Below are 25,591 nucleotides of genomic sequence, written 5' to 3' on the forward strand. Positions count from 1 at the left end.
TCGTGGGGGCTGGCGTCGTGGTGCGGGCAGCAGGCACGCCACACACTTGAGCGATGTCGGTCGTCGGGTGGTTGCGGTCCCAGTGCGGCGCTCTCTGGCACACTGTTTGAACACGCCTGCCGCACAAGGGTTTCGGCGGCTCGCGAGACTCGGCCGTGAGTCATCGTCGGCGTGAACGTGACACCATGATGGCACATGAAAATGAGGCTTTCCTCATGTTCCGTTGTGACTAGTCGGTATACCCGTGGGTAACCCCGCGAGTAACACAGGTGTTCACCGAACGCCCTGCCCGACTGCTCGTCATACCCCCAGTTGACGGGCGGTGCCCGAGCGCTCGATCGGGGTCCCGAGCAGGTGTTTTCGACCGTTATGCAATCGTTATGTGACATGGTGCACTCCTGGTGAGGCGGTCGTGGCGCACCACCGCGTGACGTCGGACGACCCGCGAAAAGTAAGGTGGGGCGGCATGACATCGTGCGTGTTCTGCGACATCGTCGAGGGGATCGCGCCGTCGCGGACCATCTACCGCGACGACGACGTGATCGGCTTCCTGGACATCCGCCCGGTCACCCGCGGGCACACCCTGCTCGTCCCGCGTCGACACTCATCCGGTCTCGCCGATCTGCCGCCCCATCTCGGCGCCGGCCTGATGGCGGCCGGCCAGCGCATCGCGGCCGCGATGAAGTCGGGCGCCATCGCCGCCGACGGCGTGAACCTCGTGATCAACGACGGCAGAGCCGCGTTTCAGACCGTGTTCCACACGCACCTTCACGTGGTGCCACGACATGACGGAGACAAACTCAGCTTCGCGAAAGGCCTGGTCGTCCGGCGCGATCCCGACCCCGACGAGACGGCGCAGATCCTGCGTGCCGCGCTCGCGGAGCCACCCCGGCCCGGCGAGGGTCCGGCGGGCGATCACACAGCCGACGATCAAGCGGCCGACGACCGATCGGCGGGCGACCGATCGGCGGGCGACCGGTGACCGCTCGGGACGAGACGGAGATCCCGGATCACGTCGACCTGCCCGCAGCGGCGGTCGAGCTGGTCCGGGAAGCCGAATGGATCACCGTGTTCACCGGGGCCGGGATGTCGGCGGAGAGCGGGATCGCCACGTTCCGGGACGCCGAGACCGGGCTCTGGGAACGATTCGACCCCGCTCGACTCGCGACCCCCGAGGCATGGCGCGAGGACCCCGATCTGGTCTGGGCCTGGTATCAGTGGCGGGCCCGGCTGGTGCGCGAGGCCCGGCCGAATCCAGGTCATCGTGCGGTCGCCGACCTCGGGCGCGACCGGACAGTCATGGTCGTCACCCAGAATGTCGACGATCTCCACGAGCGCGCCGGCAGTGACGTGATCAGCCACCTGCACGGGAGTCTCTTCGCGCCCCGCTGCAGCAATTGCGGGCGGCCGTATCACGGAACCGATGCCGAACCCGAGCGTGCGGTGCACCAGGTCCGGGTGGAACCGCCGTCGTGCCCGGTCTGTCTGTCCGCGGTACGGCCCGGGGTGGTGTGGTTCGGCGAACACCTGCCGCAGGACGCGATGTCGCGCGCGGACAATGCTTTTCGCGCCTGCGATGTGGTGATCGTGGTGGGGACCAGTGGCGTGGTGCACCCGGCGGCGGCGTTGCCCGAGCGCGCCCGCGCTGCAGGCATCCCCGTCATCGAGGTGAATCCGGAGCCATCCGCACTCACGCCGGTGGCGACGCACTCCGTGCGTACCACCGCCGCGGTCGGCCTTCCCGCGCTTCTCGACGCGGTCGAGTCCGGCTAGGCACCAGCGCGACACCCGGGCATCGACCTCCCCGCGCTCTACCCGGGCCCCGACCTCCCCGCGCCGCGGTTGATGCGTCTACTCCCCCGCGGTCAGATCGATCGGTTCCCATCCGGACCCGGCTTCGCCCGTGGACGGGGCCTGCGTCACCGAGCCGGGTTTGACGCCCCGCCGGTCGAGTGCCTCCCACAGGCCGTCGAGCGCCCGCTCGGGATCGAGTTCGAACTCCGATTCCCGGACGCGCCAGAACTCCCAGCCGCACCGCCGCAACTCACGCTCGCGTTCCATGTCGGAGCGTGCCTGCTCCCCCGTCGTCCGGAACGAGTCACCGTCGCACTCGACGGCCATCCGGGCGTCCGAACCGGTCACGACCAGGTCGATGACCCTGTTGTTGACGGTCACCGACGGCACGACGTGATATCCGCGCTGCGCCAGTCGGTTGAACACGCGCTGTTCGAACAGGCTCGAGAACGGCTGTCGGCGTTGATGATCGGAGACATCGGCCGGCATCGGCGCAATCGTCGGTCCCTGATTCGACTCGACGTAGCCGACCAGTGAGTACCGCAGGTCGTTCGGCTTGAGCCGGTCGAGGTCGATCGAGTGGAACAGCCACAGTTGATCCATGGCCCGCGACGCCGCCACGTTCATCCGGCGCTGGGACTCCGCCCGCGTGAGCGGGGCGATCGCGGACGGATCCGAGACCACCATTGACAGCAGGATCACGCGGCGTTCGTCGCCCTGGAAATCCGGGGGCGTCCCCACGCGGATACGACGCGCCCGCCATTCGTCGTCATCGATCACCGCCCGCAACCGACGGGTGATCTCGTCGACCTGCCGGGTCCCCTGCAGCGCGATGATGCCGAAATCCAGTCCGTCGTACGCCGGATCACGCAGACAGGCGGTCACCGCCTCGACGATCCGGGCCGCCTCGTTCTCGTTGACCACCGCGGCACCCTGCCCACTCGCGACGCCGTCGTCGACCGACGTCGAACGCAGCGGTGGCAACCGGTCGGCACCGAACTGCCGTACCGGGATCAGCGGCGCGCCCGAATAGAACTGGCGCGAGGAGAACTCGATGATCTCGGGCATCGACCGGAAGTGCTCACGCAGACGGATCAGATGCCCGAACCGGCTGCGCAACAACGAGAACAGGCTCGATCGAGGAGTCAGCCCGTCGCGCAGGTAATTCGGCAGATCCGGCAGGTGGGAGTCGAGTTTGGCGAAGGCGTCGTCGAGTGTGGTGCCCGACAGCCCGCTCGGAGCGCACTGCCGGTCGTCGCCGACGACGATCACCCGCGGAGCCAGCCAGAGCAGGAACGAACTGGTGATGTCGGCTTGGCTGGCCTCGTCGACGATCACCACGTCGAACGCGTCCCGCTGCGGGTCGACGGTCTCGGCGACCTGACTGATCGACATGATCCAGGCCGGGACCGCACTCTGCGCCTGTTCCATCGCGTCGCGCGCCGCAGCGCGGAACCGGTGGGCGTGCTTGCCCGATCCCTTGCCGAGGTTGATCATGTGGTCGCGATAGGACTGCAGCGCCTGTACCTGCGCGACACTCATCCGATCCAGGCACGCCCGCCACGCACGTGCCGCGGTCAGCCGGGCCGTGAACTGCGCGATGTCCGCCTCGTACTCGTCGAGTTCGGCCTGCAGGCGCGTCTCCAGCGTGGGATCGCTGCGGTCCTCCGCCCAGGTCTGGGCCCGACGCCATGCCCATGCGGCGGCGACGTCACGCAGCCGCACATCCCACGCCGGATCGTCGGCCGTCTCCGTGAGCAGCGCGTAGAACTCCGGCGCCTTGCCCCGAAGACGCAGCGACAGCAGATCCAGGGCGGTCTGTGACTGCAACTCCTCGCGCGCGGTGTTCCAGCGGCGCCGGGCGGACGCGATCGCCGTCGCATCCGCATTCGCCAGGGCGGCCACGAGGGCATCACCTTCCGGCGAAGGCCCCTGCTCGACCTCGGCGGACAGACGGTAGGAACACGCGGCGAGCTCGTGCTCGGCGATCACCGCATCGTTGGTCGACGCGATCTCCCCCGCCTGGAATGCCACCGCCGACACCTCGGCCACGCTGCGGGGGCGCGGTCCGCCGGGGCTGATGGCCTCGAGTTCGCGGACCAACTGATCACGTCCGGACAGGAGCTCGGAGATCCATGCCAGCTGGTTGTCCAGCCGGACGAGCGTGTTCAACTGGGTCGACCGAGACCCCGAGTTGTCCACCGGGACATGCAGATCGGCAAGGACGCGCTGCACCTGACCGACTGCCTCGATGACCGCGAGGTGGTCGGCCACCAGACGCAGCGATCGCTCGTCGGCGGGGACCCGCCCATCGACGGTGGCCGCGACGACGGAGTCCTCGACCGCGCGCTGCTCGGGTGAACGCAGGAGTCGTCCCCGCCATCGTCCGCCGGACGCGAGATGATCGGCCGCCGCGGTGAACACCTCGCTGTCCCCCGGCCCGGCTCCGTCTGCGGTGACGACGTGAGCACCGATCGTCCGATCCCGCTCGGCCGCCTCGGCGATGATCGGCGACAGCCCGATCACCCGCGACCACAGATGCTGGGCCTGGCCGTCCAGGAGTCGGTCGGCCATGTCGACCACGGTCGCCGGGAATCCCGCGACCTCCGCCGACGCCACGGCCAGACGTTCACACACCTCCTTGATGCGCACGAGACGCGCACTGTCGACGCCCGCCAGGATCGACAGCAACGATCCGCTGCCGACCATGGGCTCGGTGGGACGCTGCGCGATTCGTTCGCAGATGCTCTCGAGCGCGGCGGTGTCGGGGAGGTGATCGGCGAGATCAGGGAGACGTTGGCCCAGACGCGAGCGGGGATGGTCGGTGGTTCGGAGCAGATCGAGGAGCCGGACGAACTCGTCGGCGTCCAGCGGCGGCGCCACCCCGTCGAGTGGTCCGGGCAGCCAGTCGTGCTCGGGCGCGTCCGCTGCGCACTGGCGGACCACGTCGGCGGCCGTCCCGCGGTAGTCCCCGGCCACCCACTCGTGGACCTCGGTCTCCGACTCCCGTGCGCTCCAGAGCTCGCGGAGTACTCGCTCACGTTTCCAGGTCGCCTGCTCGCGCTTGTCGAGGAGATCGGCGATCTCCGCCTCGACGACGCGCGGCTGGTGGGCCGCCTTCTTCTCGGCGATCGCCTCGACACCGGAGACCGTTGCGTCGGCGTCGTCACGCCCGACGTCGGCGATCGACACCGCCAGCTCGCGCAGTTCGGTGGGCAGCATGTCGCGGATCACCGTCAGCGCGTGGGCCTTCTCGCTGGTCACCAGGACACGCTGTCCCTTGGCGAGCAGGGCTGCGGTGAGATTGGCGATGGTGTGGGTCTTGCCGGTGCCCGGCGGTCCCTCGACGACGACCCCGCTGTCGACGCCGAGTTGCGCAAGGACGTCACGTTGTTCGACGTTGGCGGGCAGTGGATACAGCGCGTCGCGGACCAGGTCGTCGGGCGACATCACGTCCGCCCGGGCCAGCGCGGCCAGACGCTCGGGCGCCTCGATCGGAGCGACGAGCTGGGCGAGACCGATCGGGAGATCGTCGGGATGTGCCCGCACCTCGGCCAGGATCGCGTCGTAGAAGGACAGTGCGGCGGTCACGCCGCGGCGACGCAGGACCAGCGCCGGCCGATTGTCGACGGCCAGGCTGACCGTGTCGCTGTCGACGGAGATCTGCTGACGCCAGGAGTCGACCAGTTCGGGGAACCGGCCGCCCAGTGGGTTGACGAGATCGGCGATCCGACCGCGAGCGGGCATCGCGTCCGACAGGTCGATGCCCTCGATCGGCGCGAGGAGATAGGTGTCGTGGACCATCGGCACCGAACCGGTGCCGAGTGAGATCCGGATGCGGCCGGTCTCGTCGTCGCGGTCTGCGATCACCTGCTGGGTGACGAGGTGATCACGGATGCGGGTGTCGCCGTCGTCGTCGGCGTCGCGGACCGTGATCAGGGCGTTGGCGACCACCAAGTCGAGCGTTTCGGGACTCTCGTGCAACTCGTCGAGCAGTTGCGCCACCGACGCGTGGCCGTCGGCATCGGGGTCGAGTTCGATGACGGGTTGTCCGGCACCGGCCGAGGCGCGGACGGGGATGTCGGTGGATCTGCCGATCCAGACGACACCCGGGTGGCGTTCGACGTCGTTGACGATCTCCGAGCGGGACCGGACCAACTCACGAAGGTAGCCGAGCAGTCGGAGGACCTGATCGCTCCGCTGCGTGTCACTCCCGTCGGACATGCCCACTCGATCCCTCCTCCGTCCGCCGTCCTCCGGCGTCGTCGGCAGGATTCACTGGCGTGGATACGTGAAAAACGCTACCAACCGAATCCGATGCGCGGATCAGGTCCGGTACTGGGTGCTCATCGCGCGGTAGCCGCCGTCGACGTAGTGCACGTTGGTGTAACCGAGTCGGGCGATCTGTTCGGCGATGGCGGGCGCCTGTGAGCTGACCGATACGACGGCGATCTCGGTGTCCGGATCGCGCACCACGGGAAACGTGCCCGACGGCGTCGGCGTGAATCGCTCGCGCACGTCGTTCGGCTCCACCACCACGGCCCCGGGCAGCGAGCCCTGGTGACGCATCACCTGGGGGCGCGCATCGACGATCACCGCGTGATCGTGCTCGCAATGGGTCTTCGCGTCGGCTGCTGTAATCGAATTCACCACTGACACTGGTGACTCACCATTCCTGTTGTTCTCGTTCGAATCTGTTCTGACACACGGCTTTTCGTGGTCAGCGGGGTCGGCGACGGCCATCCGTCACCCATGAACTCTGTCGTTCCCCCACACCAAAAGGTTACGGAAATATCTCGAACCGGCAAGTTTTGCACCACGGTCTCCCCAACCTCACATGGCCCTCACAGAAACGATCGGGTCCGCCGACGACGCATTCCGACGACAGACGACCAGCCCGCGGATCGATTCCGGCGGGCTGGTCGGTCAGGTCGTGCGCGGGACCTGCTCAGCCGCGTCCGCGGCCGGCGACACGCGGATTCGACCGCTTGCCCCAGCTGTCGGAGCGCTTGCCGTGGCCGTCGCGACCGTGGCCACCGCCACGCTTGGCACCGCCGCGCGTGCGGGGTGGGCCGTGGTCCTTCTTGATGTCGATGGGGTTCCGGCCGATCTTCGTGTGCCGCAAGGAGGACAACGTCTCGTTGTCGAGGTTCTCGGGCAACTCCACCAGGGAGAAATCGTCGCGGATGCTGATGTTGCCGAAGTCGCCACGAGTGAGGCCGCCCTCGTTCGCGATCGCACCGACGATCGCTCCGGGCGACACCTTGTGCTTGCGGCCCACCGCGATCCGGTAGGTCGCGAACTGTCCGCCGGACGAACGACGTGGACTGCGTTCGCGGCGCTCACCACGCTCACCCTCGGGCGGGTCGGGGGCCATCAGGAAGCCGCCGTCGCGGGTCTCGAGCGCCAGCGCGGCGGCGATGTCGGCCATCGCGACGTCCTTGTCGCGGGCGTAGTTCTCCACGAGCTGACGGAACATGTCGAGGTGATCGGAGCCGAGGTTCTCGGTGATCGAGTCGGCGAAACGCGCCACGCGCTGTGCGTTCACGTCCTCGACGCTGGGCAGACCGATCTCGGTCAGGGTCGAGCGCGTCGCCCGCTCGATCGCCCGCAGCAGATGACGCTCACGGGGAGACACGAACAGCAGCGCGTTGCCCGACCGGCCCGCGCGCCCGGTGCGTCCGATGCGGTGCACATAGCTCTCGGTGTCGTGCGGGATGTCGTAGTTGACGACATGCGAGATGCGGTCGACGTCGAGTCCGCGGGCCGCGACGTCGGTCGCCACCAGGATGTCGATCTGACCGTTCTTGAGCTGATTGATGGTCCGCTCGCGCTGCGCCTGAGCCATGTCGCCGTTGATCGCGACGGCGGAGAATCCACGCGACCGCAACTTCTCCGCCAGTTCCTCGGTCGCCGACTTCGTCCGCACGAACACGATCATCGCGTCGAACGTCTCGACCTCGAGGAACCGAGTGAGTGCATCGAGTTTGCGCTGGTGGGACACCTGCAGATAGCGCTGGGTGATGTTCTGCGCCGTCGCCGTCTTGGCCTTGACGGTGATCTCCTGCGGATCGTGCAGGTAGCGCTGCGCGAGTCGACGGATCGCGCTGGGCATGGTCGCCGAGAAGAGCGCGACCTGCTTGCTGTCCGGGGTCTCGGCGAGAATCCGCTCCACGTCCTCGGCGAAACCCATCGTGAGCATCTCGTCCGCCTCGTCGAGGACCAGATGGTCCAGCTGCGAGATGTCGAGGGTCCCCTTGTCCAGATGGTCGATGACACGCCCCGGCGTGCCGACGATGACCTGGGCTCCACGCCGGAGTCCGGCGAGCTGCACGCCGTAGCTCTGGCCGCCATAGATCGGCAGCACCCGGACCTCGGGCATATGGGACGAATAGCGACCGAACGCCTCGGCCACCTGCAATGCGAGTTCACGGGTGGGCGCCAGGACGAGGGCCTGCGGGTGACGGACCGCCGGATCGATCCGGGACAGGATCGGCACCGCGAAGGCAGCGGTCTTGCCGGTGCCGGTCTGGGCGAGGCCGACGACGTCGCGACCGGCCATCAGCGGCGGGATCGTCGCGGCCTGGATCGGCGACGGGGACTCGTATCCGACGTCGGCGATGGCCTGGCGTACCCGAGGAGCGATGTCGAGGTCGTCGAACGAGTCGATCTGGCCGTCGGAGCCGGAGAGTTCGTCGGCCGGGTCAGTCATGCCCGGATCTGTCATGCGCAGTCCCATTCATCAGGCCAACTCTAATCGGCCGACCGGTGCTGTGGACAATCGTCGGCGACGGCCGTGACCTCGTGGTGACCCGCGTCCCCGATCGTGCCCGGTCACAGCAGGATCGCCGATCTGTGATCGCCGACACCAACACTGGTACTGTCAGTGACACTTAACAGTGATGAGACGGAGCACACACGGGCTCGCCCGTGTCCGTTATGACCGTATTTGCGCGCTAGGGGAGGCCGCCATGGAGCAGTATTCCACTCCGTCGAATCTGTCCATCGAGGACAAGGCGACGACCGTCGACAGCATCCTCCGGTATCGGGCCGAGCGGCCGACGATGCCGTTGTTCCGGAAACGTTCGGGCAACCAGTGGATCAACGTGACCGCCAAGCAGTTCGTCGACGAGGTCGACGCCGTCGCCAAGGGCCTGATCGCCTCGGGTGTGAAACCTGGTGAGCGCGTCGCGATCCTGTCGTCGACCCGCTACGAGTGGACCGTCCTCGACTATGCGATCTGGCGCGCGGGCGCCACGACGGTCGCGATCTACGAGACGTCGGCACCCGATCAGGTCAAGTGGATCCTCGAGGATTCCGGTACCGCTCTGCTGTTCGTGGAGCAGCAGGCGCACCACACCAAACACCTCGGCGTCATCGAGGAGGCCCCCGACCTGCGCGAGACGCTGATCATCGACGAGCAGGCGCTCGCGACGATCACCAAGCGGGGCGCCGAGATCGCCGACGCCGAACTCGACGAGCGGCATGCGAACGCACTGTCGTCCGACGCGGCGACCCTGATTTACACCTCCGGGACCACCGGACGGCCCAAGGGGGTCGTCCTCACCCACGCCAACTTCCTGGCCGAGTGTGCCGCGACCCGCGACGCCGTCGGCGCAGGTCTCGTCGAGGGCAAGTCCACCCTGCTCTTCCTCCCGCTCGCGCATGTGTTCGCCCGCGTGGTCGCCGTCGGATGCGTCGAGAACGGCGTCATCCTCGGACACACCAACGACATCCCGAATCTGATCGAGGATCTCGGAACGTTCAAGCCGAACTATGTGCTGTCGGTGCCTCGTGTGTTCGAGAAGGTCTACAACTCCGCCAAGCAGAAGGCCTACGACGGCGGCAAGGGCAGCATCTTCGATCGTGCCGCCGACACCGCGATCGAGTACAGCAAGGCCCTCGAGACCGGCGGGGCGGGACTCGGACTCAAGCTCAAGCACGCCCTGTTCGACCGACTCGTCTACGGCAAGCTCCGTGCGGCGCTCGGTGGACAGTGTGAAGGCGCCATCTCCGGCGGCGCTCCCCTGGGTGCGCGCCTGGGCCACTTCTTCCGCGGCGTCGGCATCCCGGTCTACGAGGGTTACGGCCTGTCGGAGACCACGGCGGCGGTCACCGCGAACAACGAGGAGCACCAGAAGGTCGGATCGGTCGGCCGGCCGGTCCCGGGCGTCACGGTCGCGATCGCCGACGACGGTGAGGTGCTGTTGCAGGGCCCCGTGGTGTTCGGCGGCTACTGGAAGAACGAGAAGGCCACCGGTGAGGCGATCATCGACGGGTGGTTCCACACCGGCGACATCGGTCGCCTCGACGACGGCTATCTCTTCATCACCGGCCGCAAGAAGGAACTGATCGTCACCGCCGGCGGAAAGAACGTGTCCCCCGCACAGCTCGAGGACACCATCCGGGCACACCCGATGGTGAGCCAGTGCCTCGTCGTCGGCGACAACAAGCCGTTCATCGCGGCCCTGATCACCCTCGACGTCGAGGCCGTGCCTGGCTGGCTCGACCGTCACGGACTCCCCGCCGACACGTCGCTCGCCGATCTCGCCGGCAATGCCGACCTCAATGCGGAGATCGACGCCGCCGTGAAGGAGGCGAACACCAAGGTGTCCAACGCGGAGGCGATCAAGAAGTTCGCCATCCTCGACACCGACTTCACCATCGAGTCCGGCGAACTGACCCCGACGCTGAAGTTGAAGCGCAACGTCATCCACGACGCGCACAATCGCGCCATCGCCGATCTCTACACCTGAGTCACCCGCCTCCGCCCGGCACCACGATTCGTCGCGGTGCCGGGCGGAGGCATGTCGGCGTGATGTGCGCGCGGCTGTTCGGCTCGCATCCTGACCGCTGGGTAGGGTGACATGCGATGAACCGAGATCTCGCCATCGACGCGACACGGGGACTCGCGATCTGGAGCATGATCTCGCTGCATTTCGCCGATGGCACCCTCATCGCGTCGCCGACCCACGCCTATCCCTACGTGGACGGCATGTCGGCTTTCGTACTGCTGTCGGGTCTGGTGCTGGGCCTCGTCTACCGCCGCTGGATCGAACGCCACTCGCTCGGGTACGCCTATCGGCGACTCACCCGCCGGCTGATCGTCCTCTATGTCTGCCAGTTGACCATCGCCCTCGTCGCAGTCGCCGCAGCCGTCGAGGGTCATCGCTGGCTGACCCTGCTGCTCCCCATCGACGGCTGGTCGCAAGGCCTCGAGCTCGCGTTCACCATGCGCTATCTGCCCAGTGGCGGAAACATCCTGTTGCTCTACATGGTGCTGATGGCATCGGCGTATTTGCTGTTCCCCGTGCTCATGCGTGGCTGGTGGGCGGCGATCCTCATGGCGTCGCTCGCCCTCTATGTGATCTCTGTCGTGTGGTCCCCCGACTGGTTCTATCTGACCGCCTACATGGCCGGTCCGCGTATCCAGAATTGGGCGGCCTGGCAGATCATGTTCGTACCCGCGGTGGTGATCGGATGGAAGTGGCGGGACTGGAACGTCGCCGACCGCATCGACCGCACCCTGCCGGCGATCGTCGCCGTCGCCGTCGGAGTCGCGCTGTTCCTGCACTTCACGGTCGACACCGGACCGTGGACACACATCGAACCCGCTGTCGCGGACAAACTCGACTTCCGACCGGCACGCGTGATCGGCGCCTGGCTGGCGATACCGGCGGTGTACGGCATCTTCCGTGCGCTGCTGCGTTGGTGGCACAAGGATTGGTTGCGGCCGCTGGTCATGACCGGCACCCGGAGTCTCGATTCGTATGTTCTGCAGGCGATCGCGCTGGTGATCGTGCCCATTCACATCGCCCATCGGCCGTGGGGGTCGATGACCAATGCCTGCGTCGTCGTCGTGGTGTTCGGACTGTGTTGGGCGTGGTCGGAGTTCCGCGCGGCCTACGGCGTCGACAAACTCCACCGCCTCCCGATCATCACCGCCGAGCACCTCGCCGCGATGCGTCGACGGCCGCCTCCGGTCGCCCGGCAGCTCGCCGAGCCGATCGATCCGCCCCGGACTCGCTCATCCGATGTCACGACCGTGGGAGTGCCATGACCGCAGGTCCCTATCCGGTCGATCCGCGGACGGTCGGTGATCGCACCCTCTGCGTGCACGCCGGCAACTCGGTGTCCGAGTCCGGGGCCATCAGGACACCGATCACGATGGCCAACTCGTATCACCTCCCCGACGATCCGTCGACGATGGACTGGTCGGGCACCGACCGTCTCTTCTATTCGCGCAATTCGGGTGCCAACCAGATCGCCTTGCAGGACAAGCTCGCCGCGCTCGACCGCGGTGAGGAGGCGGTGGCACTCGCCTCCGGCGTCGCCGCGCTCCACGCGATCTTCTTCACGCACGTGTCCGCCGGTGACCATGTCGTGGTGTCCGACACGACCTATGAGGCCACCTACAAGCTCTGGTCCACGCTGCTCCCCCGCAAGTACGGCATCGAGGCGACCTTCGTCGACGTCACCGATCACGACGCGGTGCGGGCGGCGATCCGGCCGACGACCCGGCTCGTCGTGACCGAGGCCGTCGCCAATCCGACCACGAAGGTCGCCGACATCGCCGCGCTCGCCGACATCGCGCACGACAAGGGCGCGTTGCTGGTGGTGGACTCGACCTTCACTCCACCTCCCCTGTATCGGCCGCTGACCGACGGCGCCGATCTGGTCGCCCACTCGCTGACGAAGTACATCAACGGCCACGGCGATGCCATGGGTGGAGCGGTCATCGGCCGGCGCGAGCTCATCGAACCGATCCGCGCCGAGGCGATGGTGGACGTCGGCGGAGTGATCTCGCCGTTCAACGCATGGCTCATCTCGCGCGGCGCGATCACACTGCCCTTGCGTCTGGCGGCGCATCAGTCGTCGGCGCAGCGCCTGGCCGCGATGCTCGCCGACGACGACCGGATCGCCTTCGTCGCGTACCCGGGCCTGCCCACCCATCCCCAACACGACCTCGCCACACGACAATTCGGTGGGCGCGGATTCGGCGGGATGATGGCGTTCGCCGTCCGTGGCACACCGGCCGACCAGAATCGGTTCGTCTCGAACCTGCGGGTGATCACCTCCGCCGTATCCCTGGGACACGACGAGTCGCTGATCGTGCATGTCGGCACCGACGGTCCGCGCGTGGCCGCCTACCCCGAGGAGTTCCGACGATACGGCCACCTGCGCTTCTCGGTCGGTCTCGAGGATCCCGACGACCTCGAGCACGACCTGCGGTCGGCGCTCGACGCCACCTTCGGTCGGCGCCCCCACCGCTGAACCGCGACCCGCACCGTAGGTCAAGTAGCGCCGAACGAGCGAGCCCAACCCCCACCGCCGGTCGAGTAGCGACGAGCGAGCGAAGCGAGCCCGCCCCCCACCGCCGGTCGAGTAGCGACGAGCGAGCGAAGCGAGCCCGACGCGTATCGAGACCCCCCGATTCAGCTCGCCTCGAACAGGATTCCACGACCGATGGCCTCGCGCACCACGGGCATCGCCGCCTGCGCAAGCGCATCGGGATCCACCCCGTGGAAGCCGGCGAGCAACTCGATGAGTGCGCCGAGGGGGACCTGTCCTCGGCATCCCGCCAGCAGGGCCCGCGACACCTCGTCCACCCCGAGGACGGCGCCCGGACCGCCGGGGCGGCGCACCGTCGCCGCCAGGTGTTGCCATCCGTCCTCACCCGGCAGCGACTGCTCCTCGAGGAACACCGGGGACGTCGCCAACCGAACACCCAGGAGATCGGAGTCGGACCGTGACCGCAGATAATGCCGGCGCGCGAGAAATGCCTGCGCCTCCGGTCCGGTGACCTCCTCGCCTGCGCCGACGATCTCCTCGATCACCTGATCGGGGTCTCTGCCTCGGTCTCCGGACTCCTTGCGGCGCAACGTCATCAGACCCATACCGATCCCGGCGACCCCCTGGTCGGCGAACCAGTCGAGCCATTGGGCGCCGCGGTCGGCAGCGGCATCGGCGGACTCACCGGCGTCGGACAACCACAGCGAGATGTAGCTGATGGGATCGGCGAGCTCGCGTTGCACCACCCACGCATCGAGGTCGGTGCCCGCCAGCCACCCCCGAACACGGTCACGCCAATCGGACTCGGTGGGGACGATCCAGTTCGCCAGGATCTGAGCGGTGCCACCGGGTTCCAGATGATCCGGGAGTGCTCGGATCAGATCGGCGCACAAGCTGTCGCCCACCATCCCGGAGTCACGGTAGATGTAGTCCTGCGCACCGGCGCCGACGACGAACGGCGGATTCGACACGATGAGGTCGAATCTCTCCCCGGCCACCGGCTCGAACAGGCTGCCCGCGCGCAGATCCCAGTGCATGCCGTTCAGTCGCGCGGTGGCCGCCGCCAGCGACAACGCCCGCGGGTTGGTATCGGTGGCGACGATCTCGTCAGAGTGTGCGTCGAGATGCAGAGCCTGGATACCGCAACCGGTTCCGATGTCGAGCGCCCGCCGGACGGGTGATCGGATGACGGCGCGCGCCAACGACACCGACGCACCCCCGATGCCGAGCACGTGCTCGCGGTCGACGGGGCCTGATCGCATCACGGCGTCCTGATCGGACACGACCAGGTACTCGCCGACGTCGTCGGCGTGCGGCCGGATGTCGAGGGCCGCCCGGAGGTGTCCGTCGACCGACTCGAGGACCCCGTGCGCTGTCAGAACGTCCGGCCCTGCCGTCGGGAACGCTTGCGTGACAGCGGAAACCGACTCGTCGGAGCCCAGGAGGAACAGCCGCACGATGGTGGCCAGCGCGGTTCGATCAGTCTCCGCCGTCCTCGTCGAGTGCATCGCCGGCCACCACACGCCGCGGCCGAGAGCCTCGTTGGCGTCCTCGCCGAGGAGTCCGGCGACGCCGTCGGTCGTGTATCCCGCGGCCCGGAGGTCCGCACCCAGAGCATCGACGATCCTCTCGTCGGACAACGGCGTCCCGGCGGTCATCCGACCTTCCGATACTTCTTGTGCATCGCCTGCTTGGACACTCCGAGCAACGTACCGATCTCCGCCCAGGACAAGCCCGCATGACGTGCCCGCCGCACAGCCACCTCTTCGTCACGGGCGAGGTCGCGGCGCCTCGCCGCGATCCTGGCCAGCTCGTCGATCGGCGTGCCGTCGTCGTCGAATCCGGTTCTCATGGTTCCAGGGTGCCCATCGGCCTCGCCTTCGTCAACTCTGGTTGACGAACACCCCTCGGATCGGGTTATCTGTTGCGCAACAATGTTGTGCACAACCAATGTGCGCTATGGTGGTCGTCGTGACCTCCGTTCGGCTCGACGACCAGCTCTGCTTCGCCCTGTACACCGCCTCCCGCGCGGTGATCGCGGCGCAGCGTCCGGGTCTGCGCGATCTGGGGCTCACCTATCCGCAGTACCTCGCGATGCTGGTGCTCTGGGAAGAGGGCGACATCACGGTCGGCAGGCTGTGTCGCCGACTACACCTGGACTCCGGAACGGTGTCGCCGCTGCTGCGACGACTCGAGGCACTCGGATATCTCACGCGAGTGCGATCCGACACCGACGAGCGTTCGGTCACGGTCGCGTTGACGCCCGAGGGCATCGCCCTGGGCGGACGGGCGGACTGTGTCTACGAATCGTTGACCGCGGCGATCGCCGATGCCGCCGCCGAGGAGCCGGATGCGCCCGGCCCCGAGACCGAGAACGACGAGCGTGCCTCGTTCGATCCCGCCTCACTCATCGCGTTGCGCACCACCCTGCACGACCTCACCGACGAGCTGCGTCGCCACCTCGACGCACCCGCCCCATCGAAAGGAACCCGATCATGAAAGCCATCTACACCGCAGAGGCCCTGGCGACCGGCGACGGCCGCAACGGCCACGCACGCACGTCCGACGGAAAGATCGATCTGGATCTGGACATGCCGAAGGAACTCGGCGGCTCCGGGGTGGGCACCAATCCTGAGCAGCTGTTCGCGGCCGGCTACGCGGCCTGCTTCCACAGCGCCCTGCGCCTGGTGGCCGGACAGGCGGGCGCCGACGTCACCGACTCCGCCGTCGGAGCGCGGGTGTCGTTGGGTTCGACCGACAACGGCGGCTTCGGTCTCGCGGTCGAGCTCGAGGTGACCCTGCCGGCCGTCGACGACGCCACCGCGAAGTCGCTGGTGGACAAGGCCCATGAGGTCTGCCCCTATTCGAATGCCACCCGCGGCAACATCGACGTCACGCTCACCCTCGCCGACGACTGAGGACATCGATCGAGCCGATCATTCCGCCCGTTCCACAGTGAGGACATTCATGGCCCCGACGGCATTCGCCCGCACCACTGATACCCAGTCCCGCCCCCGACGGCTTGCCCGCCTCGCCCTCGGCGGCATCCTGACCACCGCCGGGATCGGTCACATGACCTTCCAGCGCAAGGAGTTCCAGGCACAGGTCCCGGATTTCGTCCCGCTGTCGCCGGACGCCACCGTCCTGGCCTCCGGCGTCGCCGAGATCGGGCTGGGACTCGCCCTCGTGGCGCTGCCCGAGCACCGACGGACGACAGGTGCGGCTGCCGCGGCCTTCTTCGTCGCGGTGTTCCCGGGCAACATCCACCAATACCGCAGCAAGATCGACGCCTTCGGTCTCGACACCGACCGCAAGCGCTTCGTCCGGCTGTTCGGTCAGCCGGCCCTGGTGGCTCTCGCCCTGGCCGCCCGCGGCTGATCCGAACCGACCTCGCCGGGAGTTCTCGTCATGAGGCAACCCGGCGCCGCGGCACCTCGACGACGATGATCATCGGGGTGCCGCAGTCGTCCGCCGGACCACCAGTTCGGGGGTGTGCCGATACACCCGCTGCGGGGCGGTCAATCGCTCCATGCGCTGCAGGACGAACTTCGCGGCCTGGGCACCCACGGTGAAGTTTCCGTTGTCGACCGATGTCAGCGAGATGTGCCGCAGACTCGCCAGTTGCGTGTCGTCGTAGCCGATCAGCGACAGATTCCCGGGGATCGAGATGCCCCGATCGTCGGCGGCCGACATGGCCCCCAGACTCGCCATGTCGTTGAAGGCAAGGATTGCGGTCGGCGGTGCAGCGGCATCGAGAAGTCGTGCCGTCGCGGCGTACCCGCCGTCCTCGGTGGTACCGCCGTATTCGATCGCGATCGACTCGACCGGCAGACCCGACGCGGCAATGGTCTCCTCGAACCCCTGCCGTCGGAGCCGACCCACCATCCCCGGCCCCTGGATGTGCGCCAGCCGCCGATGCCCCAGTGCCAGAAGGTGTTCGGTGGCGATCCGCGCTCCGACCACGTCGTCGTCGACGGCGATGTCGATCGTCGGCAGATCGGGTTCGAGGGTGCCGGCGAGCACCACCGGGATCGACCGGGCCGCGCGTTCGACGTCGACACGGGCATCGGTCGTGCCGACGACCACGAGCCCGTCCACCTGGCGCGACAGCATCGTCTCGACGGTGTCCCGGCCGACCTGATGGTCGAGACGACTGTCGACGAGGATCGGTGCGATGTCGACCGCGTCGAAGGTGGTGGCGAGGCCCTCGAGAAGATCGACGTACCACGGATTGCGCAGATCGTTGATCACGACGCCGACCGTCCCACTGCGAGCCTGCGACAGCCCGCGCGCGATGGAATTCGGTCGATAGCCGAGTTCGGCCATCGCGGCGCGGACACGCGTGCGGCGCTCGTCGCTGACGTTGGGTTCGTCGCGCAGGACGCGCGAGACCACGGACTTGGAGACGCCGGCGTGGGCCGCGACGTCACGGATCGTCGCAGCTCGTCGCCCGCCGAGGTTTCCGCTCGCGCCGCCCGCGGGCGCATCGTCGACACTCACAACCGCACATCCTATTGCTCTGGTGATCTGGACCACGTATGGTGACTGGGACCGGTCCCATATTGTCCCACACATCGCCGGTTCCCGACAGGACAGGAGCAGATGCACATGATCCGCATGGCGTTGGTCGGTGCAGGGTTCATCGGCTCGGTGCATGCCGCGAACCTCGCGGCGCACCCGGATGTCGACCTCGTCGGCATCCACGACGTCGACGGATCCCGCGCCACCGAACTCGCGTCGCGACATGCCACCCGCCCACTGGGTCCCGACGACGCGTTCGACTCGTCGGGCCTGGACGCGGTCCTGATCGCGTCGTCCACCGACACCCACGCGGCCCACCTGCGCCGGGCCGCGGCGGCCGGCCTGGCGACACTGTGCGAGAAGCCGATCGATCTCGACCTCGATCACGCCGTCGAGGTCGTCGGCGAGGTGGGCCACACGGGCCTGCCGATGATGGTCGACTTCAACCGGCGTTTCGACCGCGACTACGCCGAGGTGGCACGCACGGTGGGATCCGGCGAGATCGGCGGAGTCGAGCTCGTGCAGATGACGACACGCGGACCTGCACTCCCCCCTCTCGACTACATCGCTGTCTCGGGCGGCCAGATGCGCGATCAGACCGTGCACTTCTTCGACCTCGCGCGGTGGATCACCGGAGAGGACCCCGTGTCGGTGTTCGCGGCCGGGTCGGTCTTCACCGATCCACGGATGATCGAACTCGGAGACGTGGACACCTCGGTCGTCGCGCTGCGAATGCCCAGCGGCGCGCTCGTGCAGATCGACAGCGCACGCCGCATCGGCTACGGCTACGACGAACGCATCGAGGTGCTCGGATCGGACGGTCTCGTGGAGGCCGGGCGGCACCAGGCCGGCGCCGTCACCCGATACCGGGCGGGCCAGGTCGTCGGTGACGGATTGCACCCCGGCTGGTTCGAGCGTGTCGCGCCGACCTACCGGGCGGCTCTCGACCACTTCGTCTCGGCACTGGAGACCGGCGCACCGATCGGGCCCACCTTGCCCGAGGCACTCAAAGCCCAGGCGATCGCCGAGGCGGCCACGCGGTCCCTGCGGTCCGGCGAACTCGAACCGATCGTCTACCCGGTGCCGGCCCCCGCCCTCTGACCCTCGCCGACACGGCCTCTCCGACACGACCTCTCCACCACGTTCTCACCGACACGTACTCGTCGTACCCACACGAAAGGGATTCACCCATGAGCAGCATCATCGTCGGCTCCGCACCCGATTCCTGGGGCGTCTGGTTCCCGGACGACCCGCAGCAGACCCCCTACACCCGGTTCCTCGACGAGGTCGCCGCGTCCGGATACGAGTGGATCGAACTCGGTCCATATGGTTACCTGCCCACCGACCCGGCCCAGCTCCTCGACGAACTCGGCGAGCGCGGCCTGAAATTGTCGGCCGGCACCGTGTTCGAGCATCTCCACCAGGACGATTCGTGGGATGCGGTCTGGACCCAGATCGAGGACGTCGCCAAACTGACCGCCGCCGTGGGTGGCAAGCATGTGGTGGTGATCCCGGAGATGTGGCGTGACCCGGCGACCGGTGAGGTCCTCGAGGACCGCAACCTCACCGACGACCAGTGGCTCGCGAAGACCCGTGGCATGAACGAGCTCGGCAAGGCGATGTTCGAGAAGTACGGCGTGCGTGCGCAATACCATCCGCATGCGGACAGCCACGTGGACACCGAAGAGAACATCTATCGGTTCCTGGAGAACACCGACGGCGAGTTCGTGAACCTCTGCCTGGACACCGGCCACGTGAGCTACTGCGGCGGAGACAATCTCGCCATCATCCGAGCGCATCCGGAGCGGATCGGGTACCTGCACCTCAAGCAGGTCGACGAGGCCGTCCGCGCGAAGGTGGCCGCCGACGACCTGCCCTTCGGCGAGGCCGTCCGCCTCGGCGCCATGACCGAGCCGCCGCGCGGCATCCCGGAGATGCCGCCGCTGCTCGATGCGGTGGCCGAGTTGGACATCGACATCTTCGCGATCGTCGAACAGGACATGTACCCGTGCTCGCCGGATGCGCCGTTGCCCATCGCCCAACGCACCCAGAAGTACCTGGGCTCGTGTGGCGTGCCGTCCGTCCGCTTCCGCTGACCGCACGTCCCGGCCCACCGAGGAGAACCCCATGAAGGTCGCGCTCGACCCCACCCCGTTCCATCACAGTCATTCACTGCTCGAGTTACCCGGCGTCGTCGCCGATCTCGGGTACGAGTACCTGCAACTCACCCCACACGTGGACATGATCCCGTTCTTCAATCACCCCAAGGCCGACGACGCGCTCGTCGCCAGGTTCCGCACCGCGTGCGCCGACGCCGGCGTCGGGATCGCCTCGGTCTTGCCCGTGCTGCGCTGGTCCGGCCCCGACGAGGACGCCCGTGAAGCCGCAGTCCGGTACTGGAAGCGTGCCATCCAGATCACCGTCGACCTCGGTGTCAGCGTGATGAACACCGAGTTCTCCGGTCGCCCCGAGAAGCCCGAGGAGTCCGAGCGCGCTTTCTATCGGTCCATGGAGGAACTCGTCCCGATCATCGAGCGCGAAGGAATCGACGTCCGCATCGATCCGCATCCTGACGACTTCGTCGAGGACGGACTCGCCGCGATCCGGATGATCCGCGGGATCAACTCGCCGAACATCGGACTCGCCTTCGTCGCCTGCCACTCATTCCACATGGGCGGCAACATGCGCGAGATCATGACCACCGCGGGCGACATGCTCCGGCTCGTCCACGTGGCCGACACGATGGATCACCACGCATCGCACGGGTTGCGGTACATCACCAATCCCCCGGGCAACGCCGTTCGCGTGCACCAGCACCTCAAGATCGGCGACGGCGACGTCGACTGGGACGAGTTCTTCTCCACCCTCGGCCAGATCGGCTTCTACGACCGCGACGACTCCGTCATGGTCTCCAGCGTCTTCGCCGAGAACGAGAACGCCCCCGAGGTCTCCCGGTACCAACTGGCCACCATGACCGACTATGTCACCAAATACCGGAGCTGACAGGTGATCTCACGACTACCCGCACCGCGTACCCAGGATCCGACGACCGCACCGGCGCTGCGGTGGGGGGTCATGGGTCCCGGCTGGATCGCCGAGCGGTTCGTGACCGCGCTGCACGAGCACACGACCCAGCAGGTCGCTGCCGTCGGTTCGCGGTCATCCGGGCGCGCCGACGAGTTCGCCCGGCGAATGGGTGTTCCCACTGCGCACAGCGGATACGACGCATTGCTGTCGGACCCGACGGTGGACATCGTGTACATCAGCACCCCGCACCCCCAGCACCACCGGTGCGCCCTCGACGCCATCGCGGCCGGCAAGCACGTCCTGATCGAGAAGCCGATGGGCGTGAACGCGGGACAGGCAGGCGAGATCGTCACGGCGGCACAGCATGCCGGCCTGTTTGCCGGTGAGGCGATGTGGACCCGATTCCTACCCAAGTTCGACGTGATCCGCCAGATCCTCGACGACGGGATGCTCGGTACGATTCAGGCGGTCGCCGCCGACCACGGCGAGTACTTCACCACCGATCACCGGATCTACGACCCTGCACTCGCGGGCGGGCCGATGCTCGATCTGGGTACCTACCCGGTCGCCTTCGCCCGATGGGTACTCGGCGACGTGGACACCGTGTCGGCGATGGGTCGACCGGCGAATGACGAGCTGAACGGCCAGATCTCGGCCGTACTGGGGCATGTCGGCGGCGGCCAGTCGATCCTGAACACGACGATCCTGGCGAACACTCCGACGACGGCGTTCGTGGCGGGTGAGAGCGGGTACCTGCAGGTGCCCGGACCGTTCTATCAACCCGGGCCGTTCCGGCTCGTACCACGCAACGGCGACCCACTCGAGCACGCCGAGGAGACGGCGGCACACACCGACGGACTGCACTTCTCCGCGGTGGATGCCGCGCGGCGAATCGTCGATGGCGCAATTGATTCGGACATTCATCCGTCCGCCGATGTCATCGCGACCCTGGAGATCATGGATCGCATGCGCGCACAGATCGGGATCGTGTTCGCCGGCGAATGACCCCGACCTCCACCCGAGGACACCTCCCACCGGGACACTCAGCGCGTCGGCCGCGCCGTGGTCCCGCGTACCTTGAGCGTCGGCTCGAGGACCACGTCGGTGTCGACTGCATGCGCCTCGGTGAGGAGGTCGACCGCCACTTCGACCGAGCGCTCGGCGAGACCGTGTGCGTCCTGGTGGACCGTCGTCAGGTCGATGCGTGGATTGTCGGACAAGCGGCTGTCGTCGTAACCCATCAGGGAGATCTCACCGGGTATGTCGATTCCCTCGCGGGTGAACACGTCCAGGAGTCCGAGGGCGCAGCGATCGTTTCCCGCGAGAATGGCTGTGGGCAAGGACTTCTGGCCGAGGATGACATGGGCGGCGTCCGCTCCCGCGGCTTCGTTGTGCGCCCCCCGGACAACGTGCGCGTGATCGCCGAGCCCATGGGCGCGCATCGCCGAGCGATACGCGGTGCGGCGGTCCCCTGACGCGGGATCGCTGCCGCCGTCGACGTGCAGGATGTCGCGGTGACCGAGTTCGACGAGATAGTCGACGGCCTGTCGCATGCCCTTCGTGTCGTTGGTCCGGACGGTGGCAAGCCGCTCGCCGATCAGATCCCCGGGCAGTCGACGGCCGACCACGACCAGCGGCGCACGTCCGGCCAGCGCCGCGATGTCCCCGGGCGACGACGTCGGGCCGAGGAGGATCACCGCGCCACAACGATGGTCGAGCAGGGCGTCGATGGCCGACGGTTCCGCGCGTCCCGGGAGATTCGCGGTCAGCAGGACGTCGTAGCCGAGTTTCTCGGCCGCGGGGTAGATGTTCGTGACGAGTTCGGCCTCGAACAGCTGTGACACGTCGATGAGGACGCCGAGTGTCCGGCTCTTCCCCAGCGCGAGAAGCCGCGCCGCCGCGTCTGGCCGATATCCCAGTTCGTCGGCGATACTCAGAACCCGGCGACGCGTCTCCTCGCTCGCCCCGGGCTTTCCGTCCAAGACGAACGACACCAATGTGCGGGAGACACCCGCCTGCGCAGCCACATCGGCCATGGTCGGACGGCGTGATCCGCGGTCGGCTCCGCGATTCTCCCCTGCTCTCGGCGGCACTACGACTCCTCCACGATGGTGACGGTTGACACAGTGACCCAGGCCACTCATGATAGAGCTTACGCGCGTTACTAACGCGCGTTAGCTCGAAGCGGTTCGCGAATCCGAAACAGCTCGCGGCCACCGACCGAACAGAGGTGTTTCCCCATGTCCACCACGGCAGAGACCGCGTCCAGCGGGCGCTTCCTGACCAAATTGACCGTCATCGCAACCCTCGGGGGCCTGCTGTTCGGTTACGACACCGGCGTCATCTCGGGCGCACTGCTCTACATGAAGGACGACCTGGCACTGACCTCGTTCACCGAGGCCCTCGTCGTCAGTTCGCTCCTCTTCCCGGGCGCCGCGTTCGGGGCCCTCTTCGGCGGTCGCATCGCCGACCGACTGGGCCGCAAGCGCACACTTCTCCTCTGCGGCGCGATCTTCCTCGTCGGGGCCCTGGCCTGCGCGTTGGCGCCGTCGGTCGCGGCCATGGTCATCGCCCGCATCATCCTGGGTTTCGGTGTCGGCGCAGCAGCGGTCACCTGCCCCCTGTACCTGGCCGAGATGGCACCCGCGGATCGACGCGGACGGATGGTCACCATCAACGAACTGATGATCGTCACCGGTCAGATGCTGGCGTTCGCGATCAACGCACTGCTCGACCACGTGGTCAAGGACCCGCACGTCTGGCGCATCATGCTCGCCGTCGCGTCGATCCCGGCGATCACACTGCTCGTCGGCATGCTGTTCCTGCCGGACTCACCCCGCTGGTATGCACTCAAGGGCCGCATGGGCGAGGCGCGGTCGGTCCTCGGGATGAGCCGGAGGCCGTCGGAGGCCGAGGCGGAGTACGCGATCATCGTCGACCACACCCATCACATGCTCTCCACGACCCGCACACCGCTGTCGGTCATCCGTGATGTGCCCTGGATCCGACGGATCGTGCTCATCGGCTGCGGCCTCGCAATCGTGCAGCAGGCCACCGGGATCAACACCGTCAACTACTACGCCCCCACCATTCTCGAAGAGAGCGGCCTCGGTGTCAGCGCCGCACTGGTGGCCACGATCGCCGTCGGCGTGACGTCCGTCGTGACCACCATCATCGGCATCGTGCTGCTCGGTTACGTCGAACGCCGGACGATGCTGCTGACCGGTTTCGCCGGCGTCGCAGCATCGCAGGCCGCACTCGCGGTGACGTTCCTGCTCCCCGAGTCCACCGTCCGCAGCTACGTGATCCTCGCCTGCATGATCGTCTTCGTGGCATTCGTGCAGATGTTCATCGGCACCTGCGTGTGGCTGCTGCTCTCGGAGATCTTCCCGCTCAGCGTGCGCGGATTCGCCATGGGTATCGCGGTTTTCGTTCTCTGGTGCACCAATGCCCTGATCTCGTTCGTCTTCCCCCTGCTCAACTCCGCCCTGGGGTCGACCGGCACGTTCGGACTGTTCGTCATCGTCAACATCGCATCCTGGCTCTTCGTGTTCCGTGCGGTCCCGGAGACCAAGGGCACCACCCTGGAAGAGCTCGAGGAGCAGCTCGAGGCTGAACACACGGACCGATTCGCCACAGTCGGCGCGGCCGTCTGATCCACCTTCACCCGACGATTCGGGACCGGCCACCTGCTCTACGGAAGCGACCACTGCTTCACACCCGCGGCGGCCGTCGCGATGTTGGCGTCCGTCCTCGACGAACAGTGGCCCGAGACGGCACCCGGACCCTGGCGGCGTGTGGTCGTCGACAACGCGCGAGCCCTGTTCGGACCCGTCGTGCCGCACTGACCCACCCCGACACGAACCGACCGTCGACGACTCGGGCGTCGAGGTTCGTGTTGCGGAGGGGCACGAGGCCGGGCCGCGGACTCATCATGGTGCGCGAGGGGGGACTTGAACCCCCACGTCCTAGGACACTGGAACCTAAATCCAGCGCGTCTGCCAATTCCGCCACTCGCGCGTGTCGCCGGCCACACCGGCGCCCGGGCCAGCGTACCGCCCGCGAGCCGATCATCGCTGGCCAGGTACCGTCGAGGGTATGCACTCTGGTTCGTCCGCCCGCGGCAGTCGGCGCCGTCCGGCGCTGATCGCTCTGGTGGTCGTGGCGGCGGCGGCGTGCCTCGCGCTCGCATGGTGGCAGTGGGACGTCTACGAATCCTCGGCCGGGACCGCGCAGAACCTCGGCTACGCGCTGCAGTGGCCCGCGTTCGCCGTCGCCGTGATCTGGGCATACCGACGGTTCGTCGTGCTGGAGAGCAATCCTGACGAACAGGCCAAACTGACCGAGTCCAAGGGCGCCACCGAGATCCCCGCGGGCATCCTGCCGGATCGGCCCACCACACCGAGCGCGTCGTCGCTGCGGTCGACCACCTCCCCCGACGACGATTCGGCGCTCGCCGACTACAACTCCTATCTGGCCGACCTCCGTCGGTCCGACGCATCACAACCGAGCAGTGAGGAACAACGCAGGTGACCGAGACGACCAGCAGCACCGAGACCGGCACCCCCGTGGAGAAGGTGCGCGGTGCCCTGCTGCGGTATCGGATTCTGGCCTGGATCACCGGTCTGTGGCTGCTGCTGCTCGTCGCCGAACTCGTCCTCAAGTACGGCTTCGATGTCGACGCACTCGACTTCGTCCCGATCGTGCACGGCTGGGTCTACTTCGTCTACCTGATCCTCACCATCGACCTCGCCATCAAGGTGCGCTGGCCGCTCGGCAAGATCATCCTGACCTGCATTGCCGGCACGATCCCGTTCCTGTCCTTCTGGTTCGAGCACATCCGCACCAAGGAAGTGAAGGCGCAGTACAACCTCTGACGCCGTCCGCTCGACGTACCGTACCGCGGGTGATGTTCACCCACTGATCGCTTCTCTGTGACGTCGTCGTCGGCGTCGAT

21 protein-coding genes, 1 tRNA gene and 1 pseudogene are annotated in these 25,591 nt (G+C 67.5%); 15 read left to right on the forward strand and 8 right to left on the reverse strand.

Features of this window, described 5'->3' with window-relative positions:
- Window positions 1-466: 466 nt before the first annotated feature.
- Window positions 467-877: pseudogene (locus EEB19_RS05405) on the forward strand (HIT family protein); the annotation flags it as partial.
- A 101-nt stretch (window positions 878-978) separates the two neighbouring features.
- The gene (locus EEB19_RS05410) at window positions 979-1,773 is read left to right on the forward strand and encodes an NAD-dependent deacylase (RefSeq protein WP_316245459.1); all 795 of its coding nucleotides are present in this window, start codon (window positions 979-981) and stop codon (window positions 1,771-1,773) included.
- A gap of 78 nt (window positions 1,774-1,851) precedes the next feature.
- On the opposite strand, the gene EEB19_RS05415 is transcribed toward EEB19_RS05410, so the two are convergent.
- From EEB19_RS05415 to EEB19_RS05425, 3 genes are all read right to left on the reverse strand, one after another.
- On the reverse strand, window positions 1,852-6,018 hold the full coding sequence (locus tag EEB19_RS05415; protein WP_187583892.1) for an AAA domain-containing protein: 4,167 nt from the start codon (window positions 6,016-6,018) through the stop codon (window positions 1,852-1,854).
- Window positions 6,019-6,120: 102 nt separating this feature from the next.
- Window positions 6,121-6,453, reverse strand: coding sequence for a rhodanese-like domain-containing protein (locus tag EEB19_RS05420; protein ID WP_187584058.1), 333 nt, complete (start codon window positions 6,451-6,453; stop codon window positions 6,121-6,123).
- Window positions 6,454-6,742: 289 nt separating this feature from the next.
- A complete protein-coding gene (locus EEB19_RS05425; protein ID WP_187583894.1) occupies window positions 6,743-8,506 on the reverse strand; it encodes a DEAD/DEAH box helicase in 1,764 nt (587 codons plus the stop codon).
- A 259-nt stretch (window positions 8,507-8,765) separates the two neighbouring features.
- On the opposite strand from EEB19_RS05425, the gene EEB19_RS05430 reads away from it, so the two are divergent.
- The 3 genes from EEB19_RS05430 to EEB19_RS05440 all read left to right on the forward strand — a co-directional run bounded on the left by EEB19_RS05430 (window position 8,766) and on the right by EEB19_RS05440 (window position 13,068).
- The gene (locus EEB19_RS05430; protein ID WP_187583896.1) at window positions 8,766-10,550 is read left to right on the forward strand and encodes a long-chain fatty acid--CoA ligase; all 1,785 of its coding nucleotides are present in this window, start codon (window positions 8,766-8,768) and stop codon (window positions 10,548-10,550) included.
- A gap of 116 nt (window positions 10,551-10,666) precedes the next feature.
- Window positions 10,667-11,854 carry an OpgC domain-containing protein gene (gene opgC / locus EEB19_RS05435; RefSeq protein WP_187583898.1) on the forward strand — a complete coding sequence of 396 codons (1,188 nt, stop codon included), beginning with the start codon at window positions 10,667-10,669 and terminating at the stop codon, window positions 11,852-11,854.
- The gene (locus EEB19_RS05440; protein ID WP_187583900.1) at window positions 11,851-13,068 is read left to right on the forward strand and encodes a PLP-dependent aspartate aminotransferase family protein; all 1,218 of its coding nucleotides are present in this window, start codon (window positions 11,851-11,853) and stop codon (window positions 13,066-13,068) included. Before opgC ends, EEB19_RS05440 begins: the two co-directional genes overlap by 4 nt.
- Before the next feature lie 161 nt (window positions 13,069-13,229).
- On the opposite strand, the gene EEB19_RS05445 is transcribed toward EEB19_RS05440, so the two are convergent.
- Together EEB19_RS05445 and EEB19_RS05450 are read right to left on the reverse strand one after the other, a co-directional pair.
- On the reverse strand, window positions 13,230-14,744 hold the full coding sequence (locus tag EEB19_RS05445) for a methyltransferase (RefSeq protein ID WP_187583902.1): 1,515 nt from the start codon (window positions 14,742-14,744) through the stop codon (window positions 13,230-13,232).
- Window positions 14,741-14,938 (reverse strand): hypothetical protein, encoded by a 198-nt coding sequence (locus EEB19_RS05450; protein ID WP_187583903.1) that lies wholly within the window; start codon window positions 14,936-14,938, stop codon window positions 14,741-14,743. Before EEB19_RS05450 ends, EEB19_RS05445 begins: the two co-directional genes overlap by 4 nt.
- Window positions 14,939-15,057: 119 nt before the next feature.
- On the opposite strand from EEB19_RS05450, the gene EEB19_RS05455 reads away from it, so the two are divergent.
- Genes EEB19_RS05455 through EEB19_RS05465 form a run of 3 tightly spaced genes read left to right on the forward strand, consistent with a single transcriptional unit; the run spans window position 15,058 to window position 16,464 of the window.
- A complete protein-coding gene (locus EEB19_RS05455) occupies window positions 15,058-15,585 on the forward strand; it encodes a MarR family winged helix-turn-helix transcriptional regulator (RefSeq protein ID WP_187583905.1) in 528 nt (175 codons plus the stop codon).
- Complete coding sequence (locus tag EEB19_RS05460) at window positions 15,582-16,004, forward strand: organic hydroperoxide resistance protein (protein ID WP_187583907.1); 423 nt, start codon at window positions 15,582-15,584, stop codon at window positions 16,002-16,004. The genes EEB19_RS05455 and EEB19_RS05460 overlap by 4 nt, the downstream gene beginning before the upstream one ends.
- A 49-nt stretch (window positions 16,005-16,053) precedes the next feature.
- Window positions 16,054-16,464, forward strand: coding sequence for a hypothetical protein (locus EEB19_RS05465; protein WP_187583909.1), 411 nt, complete (start codon window positions 16,054-16,056; stop codon window positions 16,462-16,464).
- 69 nt (window positions 16,465-16,533) lie between these two features.
- Here the strand turns inward: EEB19_RS05465 and EEB19_RS05470 are convergent, their stop codons facing one another.
- Window positions 16,534-17,586 (reverse strand): LacI family DNA-binding transcriptional regulator, encoded by a 1,053-nt coding sequence (locus tag EEB19_RS05470; protein WP_262365452.1) that lies wholly within the window; start codon window positions 17,584-17,586, stop codon window positions 16,534-16,536.
- A 102-nt stretch (window positions 17,587-17,688) separates the two neighbouring features.
- Between EEB19_RS05470 and EEB19_RS05475 the strand changes: the two genes are divergently transcribed.
- From EEB19_RS05475 to EEB19_RS05490, 4 genes are all read left to right on the forward strand, one after another.
- Window positions 17,689-18,708: a Gfo/Idh/MocA family oxidoreductase gene (locus tag EEB19_RS05475; RefSeq protein WP_262365453.1), complete on the forward strand. Its 1,020-nt coding sequence runs from the start codon at window positions 17,689-17,691 to the stop codon at window positions 18,706-18,708.
- 89 nt (window positions 18,709-18,797) lie between these two features.
- Window positions 18,798-19,703, forward strand: coding sequence for a sugar phosphate isomerase/epimerase (locus tag EEB19_RS05480; RefSeq protein ID WP_187583913.1), 906 nt, complete (start codon window positions 18,798-18,800; stop codon window positions 19,701-19,703).
- Between the two features lie 31 nt (window positions 19,704-19,734).
- Window positions 19,735-20,610 (forward strand): sugar phosphate isomerase/epimerase family protein, encoded by an 876-nt coding sequence (locus EEB19_RS05485; RefSeq protein ID WP_187583915.1) that lies wholly within the window; start codon window positions 19,735-19,737, stop codon window positions 20,608-20,610.
- A 3-nt stretch (window positions 20,611-20,613) separates the two neighbouring features.
- Complete coding sequence (locus tag EEB19_RS05490; protein ID WP_187583917.1) at window positions 20,614-21,639, forward strand: Gfo/Idh/MocA family protein; 1,026 nt, start codon at window positions 20,614-20,616, stop codon at window positions 21,637-21,639.
- A 38-nt stretch (window positions 21,640-21,677) separates the two neighbouring features.
- Here the strand turns inward: EEB19_RS05490 and EEB19_RS05495 are convergent, their stop codons facing one another.
- Entirely contained in the window at window positions 21,678-22,670 is a 993-nt protein-coding gene (locus EEB19_RS05495) for a LacI family DNA-binding transcriptional regulator (RefSeq protein ID WP_187583919.1), read from the reverse strand.
- A 204-nt stretch (window positions 22,671-22,874) separates the two neighbouring features.
- Between EEB19_RS05495 and EEB19_RS05500 the strand changes: the two genes are divergently transcribed.
- Window positions 22,875-24,290 (forward strand): sugar porter family MFS transporter, encoded by a 1,416-nt coding sequence (locus tag EEB19_RS05500; RefSeq protein WP_187583921.1) that lies wholly within the window; start codon window positions 22,875-22,877, stop codon window positions 24,288-24,290.
- A 279-nt stretch (window positions 24,291-24,569) separates the two neighbouring features.
- Here EEB19_RS05500 and EEB19_RS05505 read toward each other — a convergent pair.
- Window positions 24,570-24,654 (reverse strand) — tRNA-Leu (locus EEB19_RS05505).
- 78 nt (window positions 24,655-24,732) lie between these two features.
- Between EEB19_RS05505 and EEB19_RS05510 the strand changes: the two genes are divergently transcribed.
- Window positions 24,733-25,167, forward strand: coding sequence for a transcriptional regulator (locus EEB19_RS05510; RefSeq protein ID WP_187583923.1), 435 nt, complete (start codon window positions 24,733-24,735; stop codon window positions 25,165-25,167).
- A complete protein-coding gene (locus EEB19_RS05515) occupies window positions 25,164-25,511 on the forward strand; it encodes a DUF3817 domain-containing protein (protein WP_187583925.1) in 348 nt (115 codons plus the stop codon). The genes EEB19_RS05510 and EEB19_RS05515 overlap by 4 nt, the downstream gene beginning before the upstream one ends.
- Window positions 25,512-25,591: the final 80 nt, after the last annotated feature.

The sequence above is a fragment of the Gordonia sp. OPL2 genome (assembly GCF_003797825.1).
Lineage (GTDB): Bacteria > Actinomycetota > Actinomycetes > Mycobacteriales > Mycobacteriaceae > Gordonia.

Coding starts and splice junctions, on each gene's coding strand:
- EEB19_RS05415 (WP_187583892.1), bottom strand. CDS start 6,018: ATGTCCGACGGGAGTGACACGCAGCGGAGCGATCAGGTCCTCCGACTG.
- EEB19_RS05425 (WP_187583894.1), bottom strand. CDS start 8,506: ATGACTGACCCGGCCGACGAACTCTCCGGCTCCGACGGCCAGATCGAC.
- EEB19_RS05430 (WP_187583896.1), top strand. CDS start 8,766: ATGGAGCAGTATTCCACTCCGTCGAATCTGTCCATCGAGGACAAGGCG.
- opgC (WP_187583898.1), top strand. CDS start 10,667: ATGAACCGAGATCTCGCCATCGACGCGACACGGGGACTCGCGATCTGG.
- EEB19_RS05440 (WP_187583900.1), top strand. CDS start 11,851: ATGACCGCAGGTCCCTATCCGGTCGATCCGCGGACGGTCGGTGATCGC.
- EEB19_RS05445 (WP_187583902.1), bottom strand. CDS start 14,744: ATGACCGCCGGGACGCCGTTGTCCGACGAGAGGATCGTCGATGCTCTG.
- EEB19_RS05450 (WP_187583903.1), bottom strand. CDS start 14,938: ATGAGAACCGGATTCGACGACGACGGCACGCCGATCGACGAGCTGGCC.
- EEB19_RS05460 (WP_187583907.1), top strand. CDS start 15,582: ATGAAAGCCATCTACACCGCAGAGGCCCTGGCGACCGGCGACGGCCGC.
- EEB19_RS05465 (WP_187583909.1), top strand. CDS start 16,054: ATGGCCCCGACGGCATTCGCCCGCACCACTGATACCCAGTCCCGCCCC.
- EEB19_RS05475 (WP_262365453.1), top strand. CDS start 17,689: ATGCACATGATCCGCATGGCGTTGGTCGGTGCAGGGTTCATCGGCTCG.
- EEB19_RS05480 (WP_187583913.1), top strand. CDS start 18,798: ATGAGCAGCATCATCGTCGGCTCCGCACCCGATTCCTGGGGCGTCTGG.
- EEB19_RS05485 (WP_187583915.1), top strand. CDS start 19,735: ATGAAGGTCGCGCTCGACCCCACCCCGTTCCATCACAGTCATTCACTG.
- EEB19_RS05495 (WP_187583919.1), bottom strand. CDS start 22,670: ATGGCCGATGTGGCTGCGCAGGCGGGTGTCTCCCGCACATTGGTGTCG.
- EEB19_RS05500 (WP_187583921.1), top strand. CDS start 22,875: ATGTCCACCACGGCAGAGACCGCGTCCAGCGGGCGCTTCCTGACCAAA.
- EEB19_RS05510 (WP_187583923.1), top strand. CDS start 24,733: ATGCACTCTGGTTCGTCCGCCCGCGGCAGTCGGCGCCGTCCGGCGCTG.